This window comes from Curtobacterium sp. PhB170 (assembly GCF_003752345.1).
Taxonomy (GTDB): Bacteria; Actinomycetota; Actinomycetes; order Actinomycetales; family Microbacteriaceae; genus Curtobacterium.
Genome location: NZ_RJUM01000012.1, coordinates 1 through 16,573, shown reverse-complemented (window position 1 = coordinate 16,573; position 16,573 = coordinate 1). Strand labels below are relative to the sequence as shown.

The following is a 16,573-nucleotide window of genomic DNA, read 5'->3' as shown; positions in this document are numbered from 1 at the left end:
TCGGCTGTCCGTTCGGGATCTGATGACTTAGTATCTACGTGTGCACGTAGACAAGCAGCCATGCGGGCTCGATCCCGAGTCGGAGTACGTCGAACTGGCGGTCGAGGTCTTCGCGATGCTCGCCGACGCGACCCGGGTGAAGATCATCCTGGCGCTCCGGAACGCCGAGGAGATGTCCGTGAACCACCTGGCCGATGTGGTCGACAAGAGCCCCGCGGCGGTGTCGCAGCACCTCGCGAAGCTCCGGCTCGCGCGGATGGTGTCCACTCGCCGTGAGGGCACGACGGTCTTCTACCGACTCACCGACGAGCACGCGTCGGAGCTGGTGATCGACGCGGTGAAGCAGGCCGAACACGTCGTGGGTGCCGCGCCGCACCACCGCGGGGAGCAGGCCGGCGCGTGACCGACCACGAGCACGACGGGCACCAGCACGACCACGACCACGCGCACCCGCACGGCGGCGTGCGGGGCCTCCTCTACGACCTCGTCGTCCCACACACGCATGACTCCGCCGACTCGATCGACGACGCCATGGAGGCGAGCTCGGCCGGTGTCCGCGCGCTCAAGATCAGTCTCTTCGTGCTCCTCGGCACCACCGTCCTGCAGGCCGTGCTCGTCGCGTTCACCGGCTCGATCGCCCTGCTGGCGGACACCACCCACAACTTCGCGGACGCGCTGACCGCCGTGCCGCTGTGGGTCGCGTTCGTGCTCGGCCGACGCGTGGCTACCCGGCGGCTCACCTACGGGTACGGCCGCGCCGAGGACCTCGCCGGCATGTTCATCGTCTTCGTCGTCGCGCTCTCGGCAGTGGTGGCCGGGTGGCAGGCGATCGATCGCTTCGTGCACCCACGCCCGGTCGAGGCGCCCTGGTTGCTCGTCGCCGCGGGCCTGATCGGCTTCGCCGGCAACGAGGTCGTCGCGATGTACCGGATTCGGGTCGGCCAGCGGATCGGTTCGGCGGCACTCGTGGCCGACGGCGTGCACGCCCGGCTCGACGGCTTCACCTCACTGTCGGTGGTCCTCGGTGCGGTCGGCGTGATGGTCGGCTTCCCGCTCGCCGACCCGGTCATCGGCCTGCTCATCTCGATCTCGATCCTGGTGCTGCTCTGGGGCACGGTGAAGTCGATCGGCGCGCGGCTGATGGACGCCGTCGACCCGGCGCTCGTCGAACGTGCCGAGCACGTCCTCGAGCACACGGACGGCGTCCACAGGGTCCGCGACCTCCGTCTCCGGTGGATCGGGCACCGGCTGACCGGATCGGCAACGGTCGAGGTGATGACGACGGATCTGCAGGACGCCACGGACGTCACCGACCAGGCCGCGGAACACGTCCGGCGGGCGATGGGAAACCTCGACGCCTTCACGGTGACCCCAACGCGCTCCGCAGTGCGTTCCTAGCCCTTCCAGACGGACTCGGCGCCCGCGTGTCCGATGACGACGACCTCGATCATCGAGACGACGCCGACTGCGAGCAGCAGCACCGGGCCGACGATCCTGACTGCCCGCAGCGCGCCACCGCTCGTCACCCGAGCTGTCCCGAACCGGTGCCATCCCCACCACAGCAGCAGGAGCACGAACACCGCGATCGACCAGGGGAGCAGCACGTCGGCGAGCTCGGTGTGCCGCTCGAGCAGCGCGGTCTCCTGCTCGCGGTGTTCGAGCCATTCACCGGACGAGGTCGCCAGGGGGACCGAGACGAGGGCGACCAGCCCGATGATCGGTGCGCCGACTGCGAGCCACCGTCGCGCTGCGGGCCACACCGCGACCACGATCGCGGTCAGCGCCGCGACGGGGACCGCGACGGAGGTCAGGTGGACGAAGAGGGGGTGGAGCGGGATCCCGCCGAACTGCCAGTCCATGACGGCCTTTCACGTCGTGCGCCGGACGGTGCCGGCGGTGTTCGACCAGACAACAGGATCCCGCGGTCCGCATCGTTCGAAACCTCACACGAACGGGGCGACCCGGACATGGTTCGCTGTGACCATGAGCACCTCCGAGCCGCACGCGGGCGAAGCCCACACGGGCGACCTCGCTGCGCGCCTGAACTGGCTGCGAGCCGGAGTCCTCGGCGCGAACGACGGGATCGTGTCGACGGCGTCGATCGTCGTGGGCGTCGCCGGCGCGTCGTCGTCCGTCCCGGCGATCGCGACCGCGGGGATCGCAGCGCTCGTGGGCGGTGCCGTGTCGATGGCGCTGGGCGAGTACGTGTCGGTGAGCAGTCAGAAGGACAGCCAGCAGTCCCTCATCGAGAAGGAACGCCGCGAACTGGCCGACGACCCGGTCGCCGAGCTCGAGGAGCTCACCCAGCTGTGGCAGGGCCGTGGTCTCCGACGGTCCACGGCCGAACGTGTGGCGTCCGAACTGACCGAGCGGGACGCCCTCGCCGCGCACCTGACCACCGAACTCGGGATCGACGAGGACGAGGTCGTCAGCCCGTGGCACGCCGCGTTCGCGTCGGCGGCCGCGTTCTCGATCGGTGCCGTCCTGCCGCTGCTGGCGATCCTCCTGTCGCCCGAGGCCGTCCGGGTACCCGTGACGTTCGTCGTCGTCCTCGTCGCACTCGCGTTGACCGGGGCCACGGGCGCCCGGATCGGAGGTGGCTCGGTGCGGCGGGCGACCGCACGCGTGGTCGTCGGCGGAGCCCTCGCCCTGGCGGCGACCTTCGTCATCGGATCCCTGCTCGGGACGAGCGGGGTGGTCTGAGATGGCGAACATCCTGGTTGTTGAGGACGACCCCGAGATGGGTGCCCTCGTCGAGCGCGGACTGACCGGCGAGGGGCACACCGTCACTGTCGTGACGGACGGCGTCGCCGCACTCGTCCAGGCGCGGTCGCAGGCGTTCGACGCCGCAGCGATCGACGTCATGCTGCCCGAGATGACCGGCTTCGAGGTCTGTCGACGACTCCGTGAGATGGGGTCGGACTTCCCGGTGATCCTGGTCACCGCACGCGACGCCGTCGACGACCGCGTGTTCGGGCTCGACTCCGGGGCCGACGACTACCTGACCAAGCCGTTCGCGATCGCCGAACTCAACGCGCGGATCCGGGCGCACCTGCGACGTCGTGCCGCCGGTGGCACGACCACCGTGGAAGCCGGCGCGGTGCGGCTCGACACCGTGGCCGTGCGTGCGTCGGTGCGCGGGCGCGACATGCCGTTGAGCGTCAAGGAGTTCTCGCTCCTGCGGTTCCTCATGCAGGGGGCGCCCGACCCGCGCACCAGGACCGAGGTGCTCGAAGAGGTCTGGGGGAGCGCCGAGCACTTCGACCCGACCATCGTCGACCAGTACGTCAGCTACGTTCGCAAGAAGCTCCAGGCCTCGGGCGCCGACGTCGCGATCCGGACGGTGCGCGGTGTGGGGTACGCGCTCGAGGTCGTGCCGTCTCCGTGAGGTTCCTCCGTCGCCTGTCGATCCGCGCTCGGATCACCCTCGGGAGCCTGCTCGTCGGTGCGGTCGTGCTCTCCGGGGTCGCTCTCGTGCTGCACGTGCAGATCGAACGCGCGACGCTCGCGACCGACCGCTCCCTCGCATCCGGTGACGCGGCGCCGTTCGTGTCCGACCTCCGGCACAACCCGGACGAGCCGCCTGACCGTCCAGCAGAAGACGTCCTCGTCGGGATCCGGTCAGCGACCGGAGACTGGGTCGTGGACTCGCTGCCGCGCGACGTCCGCGCCGTGCTGCCCTCGCCGGTCCCGGACGACGACGTCACGCTGCGACTGCACACCGGCCACCGTGTCGTGACCGTCGTCGGCATCCCGGTCACGAACGACGCCGGATCGTTCGTCGTGTGGGCCGCGCACGACGGCCGGGCCGGGCAGGAGACGGTGGCGCGGGTCGACCGGTCCCTGGTCGTCGGAACGTTCCTGGCACTGCTCGCCTTCGCGGCGACGGCCTGGCTGCTGTCGACCATCGCCCTCCGCCCAGTGGGGCGGATGCGCCGGACCGCCGAGCGCCTCAGCGCCGGGAACGGTGGCGGCCACCTGCCAGTCGGCGCCTCCGACGATGAACTCGCGGCCCTCGCCCGGACGCTCAACACGTTCATCGACCGCCAGCGTGAGAACACCGAGCGCGAGCGACGGATGGTCTCCGACGCCAGCCACGAGCTCCGCACGCCGCTCGCTGCCCTCACCGCCCGACTCGAACTGGCACACCGCTCGTCGGGCGACGCCGTCGCGCTCGAGCGCGAGCTGCGCGCCGCCGAGGGCGATGCGGCACGGCTGGTCGCGCTCGCGAACGCCCTCCTGGAACTCAGCAGGCTGGACGAGGCGGAGGGTGTTCCGTCGACGTCGGCCGCTGCGCTCGTCACGGAACTCATGGGATCGATCGACCGCGCCCGCGCCTTGACACACGTCGGGGCGCGCGACATCGACTTCGCCGTCGAACTGACGGCGCCGGACGAGCACTACGGACTCGAGCCCGCGGCGTTCGCGCGGGTCGTCGACAACCTCGTCGCCAACGCGATCGCCGCGGGGGAGGACGGCGGGGTGGTCCGGGTCACGCTCGACCAGTCCGCCGACGGTCGACTCGACCTGTGCGTCGTCGACGACGGCCCCGGCGTCCCGGACGACTTCCTTCCGCAGGCCTTCGACCGCTTCACCCGGGCCGACAGCGCCCGACGTGCCGTCCTCGGCGGGAGCGGCCTGGGGCTCGCCCTCGTCCGCGGCACCGTCGAACGCGCAGGCGGGACGGCGGACCTCTGCAACGCGGCGTCCGGCGGTGCCGTCGCGACGGTCAGCGTCCCCGCGCGCTGACCGGGACCTCGGTCCACGCCGATCACTCGAGGTCTCGAACGAACGGGGCGCTCCGTTCGGGGTCCGTCCACAGGACCGCTCCTGATGCTGTGAGTCACCCGATCGCATGCTGGAGAGGACCGAGACGATGATCGAGACCGCTCGCGCCACACCGAGGACACCCCCGAGCACGACCGAACGCGCGCGCCTGCGGGACGCCGTACCCCCGGCGGAGTCCCTCGACATCGCCGCGCGCCGCCGCCGTCGAGCCGGTCGCCGCCGGAGCGCCATGACGGATCTGCTCGGGATCCTCGCATGGGTCTCCGCCTCGATCGCCGTGACGCTCTGGCTCGCCTCGCCCGGCTCGCACAGGGTCGTGGGGATCGGCGGCTGGCTCACCGACGCCGGGATCGTGGCAGGGCTCGTCGCCACGGACCTCGTCCTCGTGATGCTGGTGCTCGCCGCCCGGGTACCGCTCATCGACCGGACGTTCGGCCACGACAACGCCGTCGCGGTCCACCGTTCGCTCGGCAAGCCGGTGCTGTACCTGCTGCTCGCGCACGGTGCGTTGCTCACACTCGGCTACGGCGCGTCCGCGGGGACCGGTCCGATCGCCGAGACGATCGCGCTCTTCTCGACACCCGACATGCCACTCGCCTTCCTCGGCCTCGTGCTGTTCCTCGTCGTGGTGGTCTCGTCCTTGGTCGCCGTGCGCCGTCGGCTGCCGTACGAGGCATGGCACCTCATCCACCTGCTCAGCTACGCCGCGGTGCTCGTCGCGTTGCCCCACATGCTCAGCGTCGGCAGCGTCCTCGCGCAGGGCACCTGGCAGCGTGTCTACTGGATCGCCCTGTACGTCGTGGCGCTCGGACTCATCGCGCTGTACCGCTTCGCGGTGCCGATCGTGGTGACGTTCCGGCACCGGATCCGTGTGGCCGGCATCGAGACCGTCGCGCCGGGGGTCGTGTCGATCCACCTCGCCGGACGGGACCTCGACCGCCTCGGAGCCCGCGGCGGGCAGTACGGGGTCTGGCGGTTCTGGACCGCGAAGACGTGGTGGCACGCGAACCCGGTGTCGTTCTCGGCGGTCCCCGCCCGCGGTCGTGCACGGATCACCGTCCGCGACCTCGGTGCAGGCTCCGCCCGTCTCGGACGCATCACGCTTGGGGCGTTCGTGTCCCTCGAGGGTCCGTACGGCCTGTTCACCAGCCGGGCCCGGACGGCCCCGTACCTCGCGCTCGTCGCCTCCGGCATCGGGATCACCCCCGTGCGCTCGCTGCTGGAGGACACCGACCTCCGTCCGGGCGAGGCCACCGTGCTGCTGCGCGGGACCGACGCCGACCAGCAGTACCTGTGGCACGAGATCGCGGACCTCGCCGAGGCGACGGGCAACCGGCTGTACACGATGGTCGGCCACCGATCCCGCTCCCGCGAGAGCTGGATGACCGAGGAGGACGTCCGGCGCGGGGTCTCCCTCCGGTCCGTGTTCCCGAACCTGCTGCAGTCGGACCTGTACGTGTGCGGGCCGCGGGCGTGGTCCGACCTCGTGGTCCGCGAAGCGCGGTCGGCAGGGGTGCCGGAACACCAGATCCACCAGGAACGGTTCGAGTCATGAGAGCACGCATCATCGCCGGCGGTGTCGTCTCGTCGATCGCGGTCCTGGCCATCGGGTGGCAGCTCGGCGGCCAGCCCGCGGTCACCGCACCGGCACAGCAGGGCACGACGTCGGGTGTCGGCACGACCGGCACCGGGTCGACGAGCGACAGCGCCGGCAGCGGGACCAACGGCGGCAGCAGCGGCACCGGCACCACTGCTGGGTCGTCCGCCTCCGGCACCTTCGCCGGCGACACGACGCAGACCCGGTACGGCCCGGTGCAGGTGCAGATCACCGTCGCGAACGGGACGATCACCGACGTCACCCCGCTGCAGCTCACGAACAGCGACGGCCGATCGGTGCAGATCAGTCAGCAGGCGGCACCGGTCCTGCGCCAGGAGGGACTGCAGGCGCAGTCCGCACAGATCCAGTCCGTCAGCGGTGCGACCTTCACGAGTCAGGGCTACACGACGTCGCTCCAGTCCGCGATCGACAAGGCCGGGCTGTGAGCGTCCAGACCCTCGAGACCATGGGTACCGTCGTCAGCCTCCGGGGAGCCACCCCGGAGGCCGCCGCCGAGGTGCGCGCCGTCTTCGCCTCCTACGACCACCGGTACAGCCTGTACGACCCGGCGTCGGTGCTGAGCCGCGTCGCCGACGGATCGCTCCGGCTGTCCGACACCCCGGCGTCGGTGCGCGACGTGTACGCGCTCGCGCTCGACTGGCGGGAACGGACCGGTGGTGCGTTCACGCCGCACCGCCCGGACGGCGTCGTCGACCTGTCCGGTGTGGTGAAGGCCCTGGCGATCCGTGACGCCGGAGCAGTCCTCGACGGCATCGCCGACGACTGGATGATCAGCGCCGGAGGGGACGTGCTCGTCCGGGGACACTACCGCGACGACGAATCGTGGAGCGTCGGGGTGGTCGAACCGGCACGCCGCGACACGGTCGTCGGCGTCGTCCACCTCGATGCGCCGCGCCGCGCCGTCGCGACCTCGGGGACCGCCGAGCGCGGCGAGCACATCTGGCGACGAGCGACCCCCACCTTCGTGCAGGCGACCGTCATCGCTGACGACATCGTCACCGCGGACGTGCTGGCAACGGCGGTCGTCGCGGGCGATGCTGACGACCTCCGCGGGCTCACCGGCAACGGGAGCGTCGACGTGCTCGCGTTCGACACGGACGGCATCGCGTGGGCGACACCGGGGGCCGAGGCGGTCGTGTGTCCATGAGCGACCTCGTGGACGCCCTTCGTCGGTGTCATCGCACGTACTGCACGACCCAGGTGCGGGTGCGTTGCCAAGTGCGACTCCGACGGAAGCCGTCGCGGGTGAGTGCCTGCGTCACGATGGTGCGGACATCGGGCTCGACCGCGGTGAGCAACCACACCACCTTCGCGGCACCGACCTCCTCACGGATGTCCCGCAGTGGTCGTTGCGTTCCCCACAGGCCAGCGGACTCGCTCGCCGGAGCAACCAGGAGCGGGTCGCGAAGTCCGGAGAACGCCGCTGGATAGGTATCCGCGATGGTCCTGGAGGTGGCGAGGGGATGGCGTTCGAGGGGCCCGAAGACAACCGCGTCGCGTTCCCCGACGGGCTCCTCGGACCGGTGCGCGACGATGACGGCGGCTGCCTCGTTCCAGGCGGCGTCGTCCTTCGCTGCGACCGTGCGCTGCTGCGCCCACGTCGGTGCGGTGAGCGCCGCGGCGACGACGAAGACGGTGGCCACGGCGCGTCGTGACCACCGAGTCGGTACGGCGGTCACGGCGGCACCCAGGCACAGCGCCACCGCCGGGGCGGTGAACGCGGCGTACCGCGGGGAGTACAGCGGGTTCGTCACCAACGACGCGGCGATCAGGCCGATCGTGGGAACGAGCGCCCACGGCAGCGCCACCACGAGGAGCCGCCGGCGAGTGTCGTTCCGGTGCATCAGGACGACCCCGACGACAGCAAGGGTGCACCCGAAGACCGCGAAGCCCGGGTTCTTGGTGAACCACTGCGTCAGCAGCACCTCTTGGATCGTGTGCGCACTGATGGGATCGATCCAGGCGATCTGACGATCCTGGCCAGCGGATGCCGAGGCGAGCGGCAGCAGCGCACACGCCGACAGGGCAGTTGCGGCACCCCAGCGCAGGAGCACCTTCCGCCTGTCTCGATCACGGCCAGAACGCCGCAACAGCGGCAGCGCCGCGGTCACGCCGTGACCGACCGTCATCAGTGCCAAGTAGAGGAACACCGCGCCGCTGAGGATCGAGATCGCCGCGTACGACACCCACCACGGCCACGACCGGGCTCCCTGTCGGGTGCGATCACGGGCGGCGACGAAGAGGATCGTCGTCCCGACTGCGAGGGCGGTGTCGATGGCGAACGACCGCCCTTCCGACCCCATCCACGTCACCCGTGGGAAGAGCGCGAAGAGGACCCCGGCGACGAGACCGGTCCTCGGGCTGGCGAGTGTGCGTCCGAGGACCACGAGCAGTGCCGCGGCGACACCGATCGCGATCGAGGAGGGGAGACGCAGGGTGAACGGCGTGTACCCGACGAGCGCGAACCAGCAGTGCATCACGGCGTAGTACGTCGCGTGGACGACGTCGACCTGTTGCACCTCGCGTGCCAGCGCCGCCCAGGGGCGGGTGGCGGACACGACCGTCGCGGCCTCGTCGTACCAAATGGACGGCACCCAGCTGAACGCCGCCGCCACGGACGTGGTTCCGACACCGACCAGTGCGGGGACCACCCACAGCCGTACCGGTTGGGCGCGTGTGCTGCGCACCGGTACGACACTCGGCGACGCGACGGCGGTCATCGGTCTCGCGCCTTCCCCACGAGTGATCGAGGCCGGAGACCGGCAACAGCGGTTGGGCCGCGACGAGTGGGCGTCTGACTTGCTCTCGTCCAGGTCAGCGCGATGTGACGCACGACGACCCAGACTGCGGACGTCCACACGATCGCGGCCAGGACGTCCGTCGGGTAGTGCACGCCGAGTGCGAGTCGGGAGGTCGCGACCACGATCACGACGACGGTCCCGATAGAGGCGACCTGCGCTCGAGCCTTGCCGTGCGTCACGGCGACGAGTCCGAGCACCAGGGCAGTGACCAGCGCGACGTGCCCGGACGGGTACGACCAGCTCTCCACCGCGTGGTGCACGCCGGAGAGCACCGGGCGTGACCGGTGCACCAGCAGCTTGACCGGCTCGACCGACACCCACGAGACCCCGGCGATCCCCACGAACTGCATCGCGGCGACCCGATCGGACCGCCACCAGACGACCGCTCCGATGGCCACGAGGATCGCAAGACCGCCGGCGGGCTCGAGGAGCACGCCGATCCCGGACGCGATGAGCAGCGCGGTCGGCGTCAGGTGTTCATGCAGCAGCTGGTCGAAGCCGGTCTCGGTCGCTCCGACACCCGGAACGGCTGTCAACGTGATTCCGATGAGCACCACGATCACCGCTGCTGTGAACGCCGATCCGAGTTGCCACAGTGCGCGTTCACCTCGCATCGGACGACCGCCCTCGATCCGCCTCGGTCGCCACGGCGAGCAACGCGGCAGCTGCCGCCGTCGCCACGATCAGCGCAGCGACAGCGCCGGCACCTCCGAGCACTCCAACAGTCATGTCCACGACCTCCGAACAGCACCCTTCCGCCGCCGCTCCAAGGAACCACCCAGATGCACCAGACGAGCGAGCACCCCGGACGGTCCGGCACGATCGTCGTCGGGACGAGTCGTCAGCGGATCGGGACCACGTGCGGCCGGGTCCGCACCGGGCCGATCCAGCGGGTCACGAGGACGGCGGTGATGCTTCCCGTCGCCATGATCGCCGCGAGGACGACGATCTGGAATCGTCCGGCTTCGAGGGGAGAGACGCCACCGAACACGGCGCCCACGAACGCGCCAGGAAGGGTGACGAGTCCGGTCGTCTTCGTCTGGTCGACTGTCGGTATCAGAGCGGCGCTCACAGCGCGTCGAACCAGGTCCGCGGTGGCGCGGCGCGGTGTCGCTCCGAGCGCGAGCCACCCCTCGACCTCGTCCCAGCGATCGTCGACGAGCTCGCGGAATCGACGGCCGGCGATGGTCGCGATGGACATCGCGTTCCCGATGACGATGCCGCCGATCGCGAGGGCGTAGCGGGGTGAGAGCGTGATCGCTCCGCTCCCGAAGACGACGACCGCGCTGACCAGGATGCCGGTCGCCATTGCTCCGGCGACCGGCAGCACCATCGTCGGGAGGTCCCCGAGCCGTCGAGCCGACGTGCAGGACGCGACGACGAACATCACTCCGAGCGCGAGGCCGATCAGCAGGGGCGATCTGATGACTCCGGTGAGCACGAGGCTGATGGCGGCGAGCTGCAGGGCGCCGCGGACGATCGCCACTGCCGGAGCCCACGGCGCCGACGCGCGAGCAGCAAGCAGGACGACCGTCGCGACCGCGACGAGAGCGAGCACACCGAGCAGGGTGCGCACCAGGGCGTCCGCGGTCATGCCTGCTGCTCAGTCATCAGGTGCCCTGTACGGCCGGCACGGTGTCATCCGTCGAAGGCCGTGCGCCGCCCACCACGCTGACGGTCACCGGTGGACCGATCCGTGATCTGGTTCGGCACCGTTCGGGTGCTGGTCGCGCTCAGCGGTCGCTCGCGATGGGCTGTTCATCCTGGTCGTCCTGGTCCGTTCGGCTGCTCAGCCGCTTGCGGACCACTCCGATCAGGATCGGCAGGATCGAGAGGATGACGATGACGATCATCAGGACGTCGATGTTGTGCGCGACGAGCGGGATCCCGCCGAGCAGCACCCCGACTGCCGTGAGTCCGCACGCCCAGCCCACCGCACCGACGACGTTCCACAGGAAGAACCTCCGGTAGCGCATGTCGGCTGTCCCCGCCGCGAGCGGGACGTAGGTCCGGACCACCGGCACGAACCGGCCGAGGACCAGGGACAGGCCGCCCCACCTGGCGAAGAACACTTCGGCCTCGTCCAGCCGAGCGGTCGTGAGCACCCGTGCGCCGTCACGAAAGAGTCGGCGGCCGAAGCGTCGACCGATCCAGTAGCCGACCTGGTCCCCGGCGACGGCGGCGAAGGACGCGACGACCGCGACTTGCCATGGTGCGACGCCCAGCGCGGCGCTGGTGATCGCGGCAGTGACCAGGAGCGAGTCACCCGGGAGGAACGGGAACAGCACCCCGGACTCGATGAAGACCAGGACCGCGATCCCGGCGAGGACGGCAGGGCCGAAGGCGTGCAGCACGGATCCGGCGTCGAACAGGTGGACAGCGAAGGGGAACCGGTCGATCACGACGAGAGCTGCTCACGGGTGCCGGCCCCGACGCGATCACGACGGCCGATTGAAACCCATGCGATGAGCGCTGCGATGACCGCGAGGAAGACGATGCTGGTGGTGATGGTCCCGATGCCGAGTCCGCCGTCGTGTGTCGGCTGGGAGAGCAGGTCCCCGGTCGACGCACCGAGCGGGCGGGTGAGGATGTACGCGATCCAGAAGCAGGTGACGGCACCGCGACGGCCGATGAACCAGACGGCAGTGACCGCCACGATCGCTGCCGCGAACAGCAGCAGCGACGGCAGGTAGCCGAGGCCGGTCTGCTCGGCGATGAGGTCACCGGCTGCGGTGCCGAGAGCGAAGGTGAACAGGATCGCCAGCCAGTAGAACGCTTCCCGCCTGGTGGTGTCGATCTCGTGGATCGAGAGCGTGCGCTCACTCCGGTACCAGACGATGAACACCACCGCGAGAGCCACCGCGAACACTGTCGTGCTCACCCCCAGCGGGACGCCGAGCCCGTCGGTGAGGTTGTCCGTGATGCAGGTCCCGACGATGCTGATCAGCACGACGGTGACCCAGTACGTGACCGGCCGGTAGGCGCGGGTGCGGAACTGCAACACCAGGAACACGACCAGGACCGCGGCCATCACGGCCGTCGTCAGCGGGAGACCGAACCCGAGGGTGTCGCTGAGCAGATCGGCTGCGGTCTCACCGACGGTCGTGGCGAGGACCTTGATGATCCAGAACGACGGGGTGGGGTCTGGCACCTTGTTGCGCTTCGGGCGGGGCCGAGCGGTCAGCTGGGTCATGGCGTGCTCCTCGTCGTGACCGGGCCTCGTGCCCGGGTCGGTGCGACGACGGTACGAACGTGCCTGCAAGACTCCACCAAGAAACCCGGGTGTCCGGATTCGACCGCATCCTTGGTGTTTCCTTGCCTTGGGTGAGGGAGCCTCGGAGCACCCCGGACGGCGGTGTCAGGAGCGGAGGAACCGATTGATCGACACAGCATGGAATCGACTCGTCGACACCACTGCGCGGTGGTCCCTCCGTGGCGCTCCGGACCGGGATGCGGATCGCCTCGCCTCTCGACGGTCGGTCATCGGCATCTCCATCCGCGTCGCGGGGGTGTCTGCGGCGTTGGTGATCGGGATCATCGCCCTGGTCGTCGCGTACGTCGCTTGGCAGCTCACCCCAGGCCAGCAGCGGGAGCAGCCCGGTCCCTTCGACGTGCACATCACCCTGGACACGCTCGACCTGACGGTGGCGATCATCGGGGTCGGCGGGCTCGCGATCCTCTTCGCGGGAGTCGCCTCCTGGTTGATCGCGCGACGCGCGGTCCGGCCGCTGACGGAGGCGCTGCATGTGCAGCGGACCTTCGTCGCGGATGCCAGTCATGAACTCCGCACACCGCTCGCCGTCCTGCATGCCCGCGTCCAGCGGCTCCGCATGCAGACCCCCGACGACGACCCGCGCCGCCGGATCGTCGATGATCTCACCAGCGACACGCGGATCCTCATCGACATCGTCGACGACCTCCTCGAAGCTGCTGCAGGTACCCGATCCGAGCCGGGTGTCGCCGGCCTGCAGGAGGGACTGGGAAGGCTTCGACGTGACATGAGCGTGCTCGCCGATGATCGGCACGTGCGTCTCCACGTGGTTGACCACAGCGCCAGCGTGGGCATGACGCCGACACAGCTGCACCGCTGTCTCGTCGCACTCACGGACAACGCCATCGGCCACACCCCACCGGGCGGCACCGTCACCGTGACCACCACGCCGGAACACGACCGGGTATGCGTCCGCGTGCAGGACGACGGCTCCGGCATCTCCGGGATCGAACCGACGCGGGTGTTCGACCGGTTCGCACACGGAACCGGCCGCGGCCACGGTCACGGCCACGGCCACAGCGCGGACGGAACCCGCACGGGGAACGGCATCGGGCTCGCCCTGGTGCGTGAGATCGTGGTCCGCGCCGGCGGTGACGTCACCGTCGAGTCCACCGGTGATCACGGCACCGTCTTCGCGCTCCGCATCCCGACAGTGCACGCGGCGACGTCCGCGCCGACCATCACTCGTCGCGCCGAGGGAAGATGAACACCATGGGACAACGCCTGCTCCTCGTCGAGGACGACCCCAGGCTCGGACCGCTCGTCGCCGAGGTGCTCAGCGAGGACTGGGATGTCGTCCTCGCGTCCGACGGTGAGCAGGCACTCGTCACGGCAGTGGAACGGTACTTCGACGTCATGGTCGTCGATCGGCGGCTTCCCGGCATGGACGGCACCGAGTTCATCAGCGCGATCCGGAGCCAGCGGATCAGCACCCCGGTGCTCATGCTCACAGCACTCGGCGAGCTCCGCGACCGCGTCTCCGGTCTCGACGCCGGAGCGAGCGACTACCTCGTGAAGCCGTTCGAGTTCGATGAACTCGCCGCCAGACTCCGGGCGCTCACCCGCGACTACACCGGCACCGGAACAGGCGTGGAGATCGGAGGGTGGACCTTCTACCCCGATGACCACAGCATCCACTCGCCGTACACCGGTCGGGTCCTCCTCACCGAGAAGGAGAGCTCCCTGCTCCGGGTCCTCGCTGCGGAACCAGCGCGCGCGTTCTCGCGGCGACACCTGCTCTCCGCGGTGTTCGAACACGGCGAGCAGGAGAACACCGTCGACACGTACGTGCACTACATCCGGCGGAAGACCGACCGCGACCTCATCACCACCATCCGCGGCACCGGCTACCAGCTCGGCACGCCAGCCTGACCCCGCTCGGAGCGCGCCCGAGGTCAGCCGGTCGACGCGTGCTCGCCCGCACCGGTGCCGGAGGGCGCGTCGGCGGCCAGGCCGATGCCCTCGACGAGCCGGATCGTCACCTCGACGACGTCAGCGGGTGCGCCCGTGCGCTCGTCGACCAGGTCGCGGATGCGTTCGGCGACCTCACGGATCGTGTCGGTCGCCGGCCGGGTGTCGTCGACGGCGATGCCCGCCCCGACCCGGAGGGCCGCGCCGTCGCGCTGCACGTCCACGAGGACGTCGGGTTCCTGCAGCGAGAGGGTCGACGCGACGGCCTCGGCGGCGGCGTGCACGATCGGTCTCCTCGGGTAGACGCCGGTGACTCCCGGAACGGTGCGGATCCGGTCGGTGAGGACTCGGGACAGGGCTTCGTCGCTCACGTCGTGCTCCTAGGGCAGGGAGACGTCGTCGAACACGACGTCGATGGACGCAACGGTCAGGGCAGTGTGGCGGTCGAGAGCCGCGGCGATCCGCGACCGCAGGAGGTCCGCGGTCTCCGCCGCAGGTGCCCCGTACACCAACCCCGCGGTCACCCGCACGTGGACCGGGGCTCCGAGGTCGCCGAGTTCCCCGTCGAGAGCGCAACTCCCCATCACGACCCCGCCCATCGTGTCACCGGTCCGACGAACCAATCCCCGGACGGCGGCCTCGGTCATGGTGAGGCGCAGTCGTGGGTCGGGATGGGGGACCGGCACGTCGCGGCCGGGTCGGACCTCGGAGCGGATCGTCGCCAGCAGACGGTCGACCCAGTCGGTCTCGCGGTCCGGCTCGGCGTCGGCCCGGTGTTGCAGGGCGCCGAGCGACAGCTCGCGCAGGCGCTCCATGTTCGACAAGGCGAGGCGGCACGAGGCGGAGCGCTCGATGGACGGGTCACGGGGTGAACGGCCCCGGTCGAGGTACTCGGCGAGTTCCTCCATCGTGTGGCCGTCGAGGTCGTCCTCGGGCACGGGGACGTCGTCGAGGTCGCTCATCGCCATCCCTCCATCTCCGCGGTCAGGAACCGACGGGCCCGCGCGAGCAGCCCGCGCACCGTCGACACCGGTAGTTCGAGTTCGTCGGCGATCTGCTGGTAGCTGTAGCCGGCGGTCTCGCGGAGCAGCCAGCACCGTCGCTGGTCTGCGGGGAGCCGGTCCAGCGCGGCCCACATCGCATCGAGCTGCATCCGCGTCTCGACGATACGCTCCGGCTGCCGGGCGGCGTCCGCCCGGTGCTGCGCCGTCTCGACGTCGTCGTGGTGACGGCGCCGACGCAGACGGTCGAGCGCCTTGCGGGTGACGATCTGCATCACCCACGGGCGGAACCGCGCGGGGTCGTTCAGGTCCGAGAGTCGTCGCCAACCGGTCAGGAACGATTCCTGCACCACGTCGTCCGACTCCACGTTGGAGCCGAGCATCTGCTCCGCGTACACCCGCATCAGCGGACCGTGGCGACGGGCGAGCACTTCGAACGCGTGCACGTCACCGTCGGCGGCGCGGACCACGAGGGTGGCGTCCGCCGCGCGCACGAGGGGATCGTCGTGGTCCATCCCCGCCTTCCGGTCGTCGTCCAGGGCGGCCGTCCGACCGTCGTGCGTCCACGATGCACCGGGCGGCCGCGAAACGCCCGGGCGGACCGGAGCCCGACCGATCCGTGACGAATCCGGTGGTCGTGTCGTCCACACCGCGGAATGATCGACGACAACCACACCACCCACACGTCCGACGCGACCGATCCGGTCGGAGGCGCAGCGCTGACCGGCGCCGCGCCCGATCGGCAGTCCCGCGACCTGTGCTTCAGCGTCTTCGACCGCTGGCGGTGCGGTCTCGCCGAGGGGCACGCGGGACACCACGAATCCGTCGCCGGTGCGGTCGCACGGTGGAGCGACCGGCTCGCCGGGCGCCGCCTCAAGGACCTGTAGGCACTCGTCCTGCTCCCGTCGCCGCGCACGCGTGGTCACGGCCTGAGTCGCTTCGGCGCGGGAAGGGGACAGCACGCGTCCCGCCGCGGCCGCTTTGCGCGCCGGACGCCGTCGCGATGCGCGTCGGGGGACAAGGACCGGGCCCTCCAGTCGTGTTTCTGGGACTTCGCTGGAAGGAGTCGGACGCGCGTGACTTCCGTCGGTGCAGCCCGTCTCATCCGTGAACAGCAACCGCTGGGAACGCCCGGCGGGTCACTCGGAAGGAACGAACCATGGCTGACTCCATCACCACCACC

The 16,573-nt window shown here is 70.4% G+C and carries 20 protein-coding genes; 11 read left to right on the top strand and 9 right to left on the bottom strand.

Going from position 1 to position 16,573, the window contains the following annotated elements; translation table 11 throughout:
- The first annotated feature begins 40 nt into the window (after positions 1-40).
- Positions 41-403, top strand: coding sequence for a metalloregulator ArsR/SmtB family transcription factor (locus tag EDF40_RS13500; protein WP_260154814.1), 363 nt, complete (start codon positions 41-43; stop codon positions 401-403).
- Complete coding sequence (locus tag EDF40_RS13495; RefSeq protein WP_123338362.1) at positions 400-1,398, top strand: cation diffusion facilitator family transporter; 999 nt, start codon at positions 400-402, stop codon at positions 1,396-1,398. The genes EDF40_RS13500 and EDF40_RS13495 overlap by 4 nt, the downstream gene beginning before the upstream one ends.
- Here the strand turns inward: EDF40_RS13495 and EDF40_RS13490 are convergent.
- Positions 1,395-1,859, bottom strand: coding sequence for a DUF2231 domain-containing protein (locus EDF40_RS13490; RefSeq protein ID WP_123338363.1), 465 nt, complete (start codon positions 1,857-1,859; stop codon positions 1,395-1,397). The genes EDF40_RS13495 and EDF40_RS13490 overlap by 4 nt on opposite strands.
- A 124-nt stretch (positions 1,860-1,983) precedes the next feature.
- On the opposite strand from EDF40_RS13490, the gene EDF40_RS13485 reads away from it, so the two are divergent.
- From EDF40_RS13485 to EDF40_RS13460, 6 genes are all read left to right on the top strand, one after another.
- Positions 1,984-2,703: a VIT family protein gene (locus EDF40_RS13485; protein WP_123292861.1), complete on the top strand. Its 720-nt coding sequence runs from the start codon at positions 1,984-1,986 to the stop codon at positions 2,701-2,703.
- A 1-nt stretch (position 2,704) separates the two neighbouring features.
- Entirely contained in the window at positions 2,705-3,388 is a 684-nt protein-coding gene (locus EDF40_RS13480; protein ID WP_123292731.1) for a response regulator transcription factor, read from the top strand.
- Positions 3,385-4,749 carry a HAMP domain-containing sensor histidine kinase gene (locus EDF40_RS13475; RefSeq protein WP_123338364.1) on the top strand — a complete coding sequence of 455 codons (1,365 nt, stop codon included), beginning with the start codon at positions 3,385-3,387 and terminating at the stop codon, positions 4,747-4,749. The genes EDF40_RS13480 and EDF40_RS13475 overlap by 4 nt, the downstream gene beginning before the upstream one ends.
- A 127-nt stretch (positions 4,750-4,876) precedes the next feature.
- A complete protein-coding gene (locus EDF40_RS13470) occupies positions 4,877-6,343 on the top strand; it encodes a ferric reductase-like transmembrane domain-containing protein (RefSeq protein ID WP_123338376.1) in 1,467 nt (488 codons plus the stop codon).
- Complete coding sequence (locus EDF40_RS13465; RefSeq protein ID WP_123292733.1) at positions 6,340-6,831, top strand: FMN-binding protein; 492 nt, start codon at positions 6,340-6,342, stop codon at positions 6,829-6,831. Before EDF40_RS13470 ends, EDF40_RS13465 begins: the two co-directional genes overlap by 4 nt.
- Positions 6,828-7,553: an FAD:protein FMN transferase gene (locus tag EDF40_RS13460; protein WP_123292734.1), complete on the top strand. Its 726-nt coding sequence runs from the start codon at positions 6,828-6,830 to the stop codon at positions 7,551-7,553. Before EDF40_RS13465 ends, EDF40_RS13460 begins: the two co-directional genes overlap by 4 nt.
- A gap of 28 nt (positions 7,554-7,581) precedes the next feature.
- Here the strand turns inward: EDF40_RS13460 and EDF40_RS13455 are convergent, their stop codons facing one another.
- The 5 genes from EDF40_RS13455 to EDF40_RS13435 all read right to left on the bottom strand — a co-directional run bounded on the left by EDF40_RS13455 (position 7,582) and on the right by EDF40_RS13435 (position 12,400).
- Positions 7,582-9,093 (bottom strand): hypothetical protein, encoded by a 1,512-nt coding sequence (locus EDF40_RS13455; protein ID WP_148053755.1) that lies wholly within the window; start codon positions 9,091-9,093, stop codon positions 7,582-7,584.
- 29 nt (positions 9,094-9,122) lie between these two features.
- Entirely contained in the window at positions 9,123-9,764 is a 642-nt protein-coding gene (locus EDF40_RS13450) for a phosphatase PAP2 family protein (RefSeq protein ID WP_185003068.1), read from the bottom strand.
- A 284-nt stretch (positions 9,765-10,048) separates the two neighbouring features.
- The gene (locus EDF40_RS13445) at positions 10,049-10,801 is read right to left on the bottom strand and encodes an ABC transporter permease (protein ID WP_123292737.1); all 753 of its coding nucleotides are present in this window, start codon (positions 10,799-10,801) and stop codon (positions 10,049-10,051) included.
- Between the two features lie 139 nt (positions 10,802-10,940).
- Complete coding sequence (locus tag EDF40_RS13440; RefSeq protein ID WP_221180435.1) at positions 10,941-11,609, bottom strand: DedA family protein; 669 nt, start codon at positions 11,607-11,609, stop codon at positions 10,941-10,943.
- Positions 11,606-12,400: a hypothetical protein gene (locus EDF40_RS13435; protein WP_123292738.1), complete on the bottom strand. Its 795-nt coding sequence runs from the start codon at positions 12,398-12,400 to the stop codon at positions 11,606-11,608. The genes EDF40_RS13440 and EDF40_RS13435 overlap by 4 nt, the downstream gene beginning before the upstream one ends.
- 184 nt (positions 12,401-12,584) lie before the next feature.
- On the opposite strand from EDF40_RS13435, the gene EDF40_RS13430 reads away from it, so the two are divergent.
- Positions 12,585-13,685: a sensor histidine kinase KdpD gene (locus EDF40_RS13430; protein WP_185003066.1), complete on the top strand. Its 1,101-nt coding sequence runs from the start codon at positions 12,585-12,587 to the stop codon at positions 13,683-13,685.
- 5 nt (positions 13,686-13,690) lie between these two features.
- Positions 13,691-14,350: a response regulator transcription factor gene (locus tag EDF40_RS13425; protein ID WP_311316751.1), complete on the top strand. Its 660-nt coding sequence runs from the start codon at positions 13,691-13,693 to the stop codon at positions 14,348-14,350.
- Between the two features lie 23 nt (positions 14,351-14,373).
- On the opposite strand, the gene EDF40_RS13420 is transcribed toward EDF40_RS13425, so the two are convergent.
- Genes EDF40_RS13420 through EDF40_RS13410 form a run of 3 tightly spaced genes read right to left on the bottom strand, consistent with a single transcriptional unit; the run spans position 14,374 to position 15,905 of the window.
- On the bottom strand, positions 14,374-14,760 hold the full coding sequence (locus EDF40_RS13420; protein ID WP_123338368.1) for a hypothetical protein: 387 nt from the start codon (positions 14,758-14,760) through the stop codon (positions 14,374-14,376).
- Between the two features lie 9 nt (positions 14,761-14,769).
- The gene (locus EDF40_RS13415; protein WP_148053756.1) at positions 14,770-15,351 is read right to left on the bottom strand and encodes a hypothetical protein; all 582 of its coding nucleotides are present in this window, start codon (positions 15,349-15,351) and stop codon (positions 14,770-14,772) included.
- Positions 15,348-15,905 carry an RNA polymerase sigma factor gene (locus EDF40_RS13410; protein WP_123338369.1) on the bottom strand — a complete coding sequence of 186 codons (558 nt, stop codon included), beginning with the start codon at positions 15,903-15,905 and terminating at the stop codon, positions 15,348-15,350. The genes EDF40_RS13415 and EDF40_RS13410 overlap by 4 nt, the downstream gene beginning before the upstream one ends.
- A gap of 141 nt (positions 15,906-16,046) precedes the next feature.
- On the opposite strand from EDF40_RS13410, the gene EDF40_RS13405 reads away from it, so the two are divergent.
- Positions 16,047-16,277 carry a hypothetical protein gene (locus tag EDF40_RS13405; RefSeq protein ID WP_123338370.1) on the top strand — a complete coding sequence of 77 codons (231 nt, stop codon included), beginning with the start codon at positions 16,047-16,049 and terminating at the stop codon, positions 16,275-16,277.
- Positions 16,278-16,573: the final 296 nt, after the last annotated feature.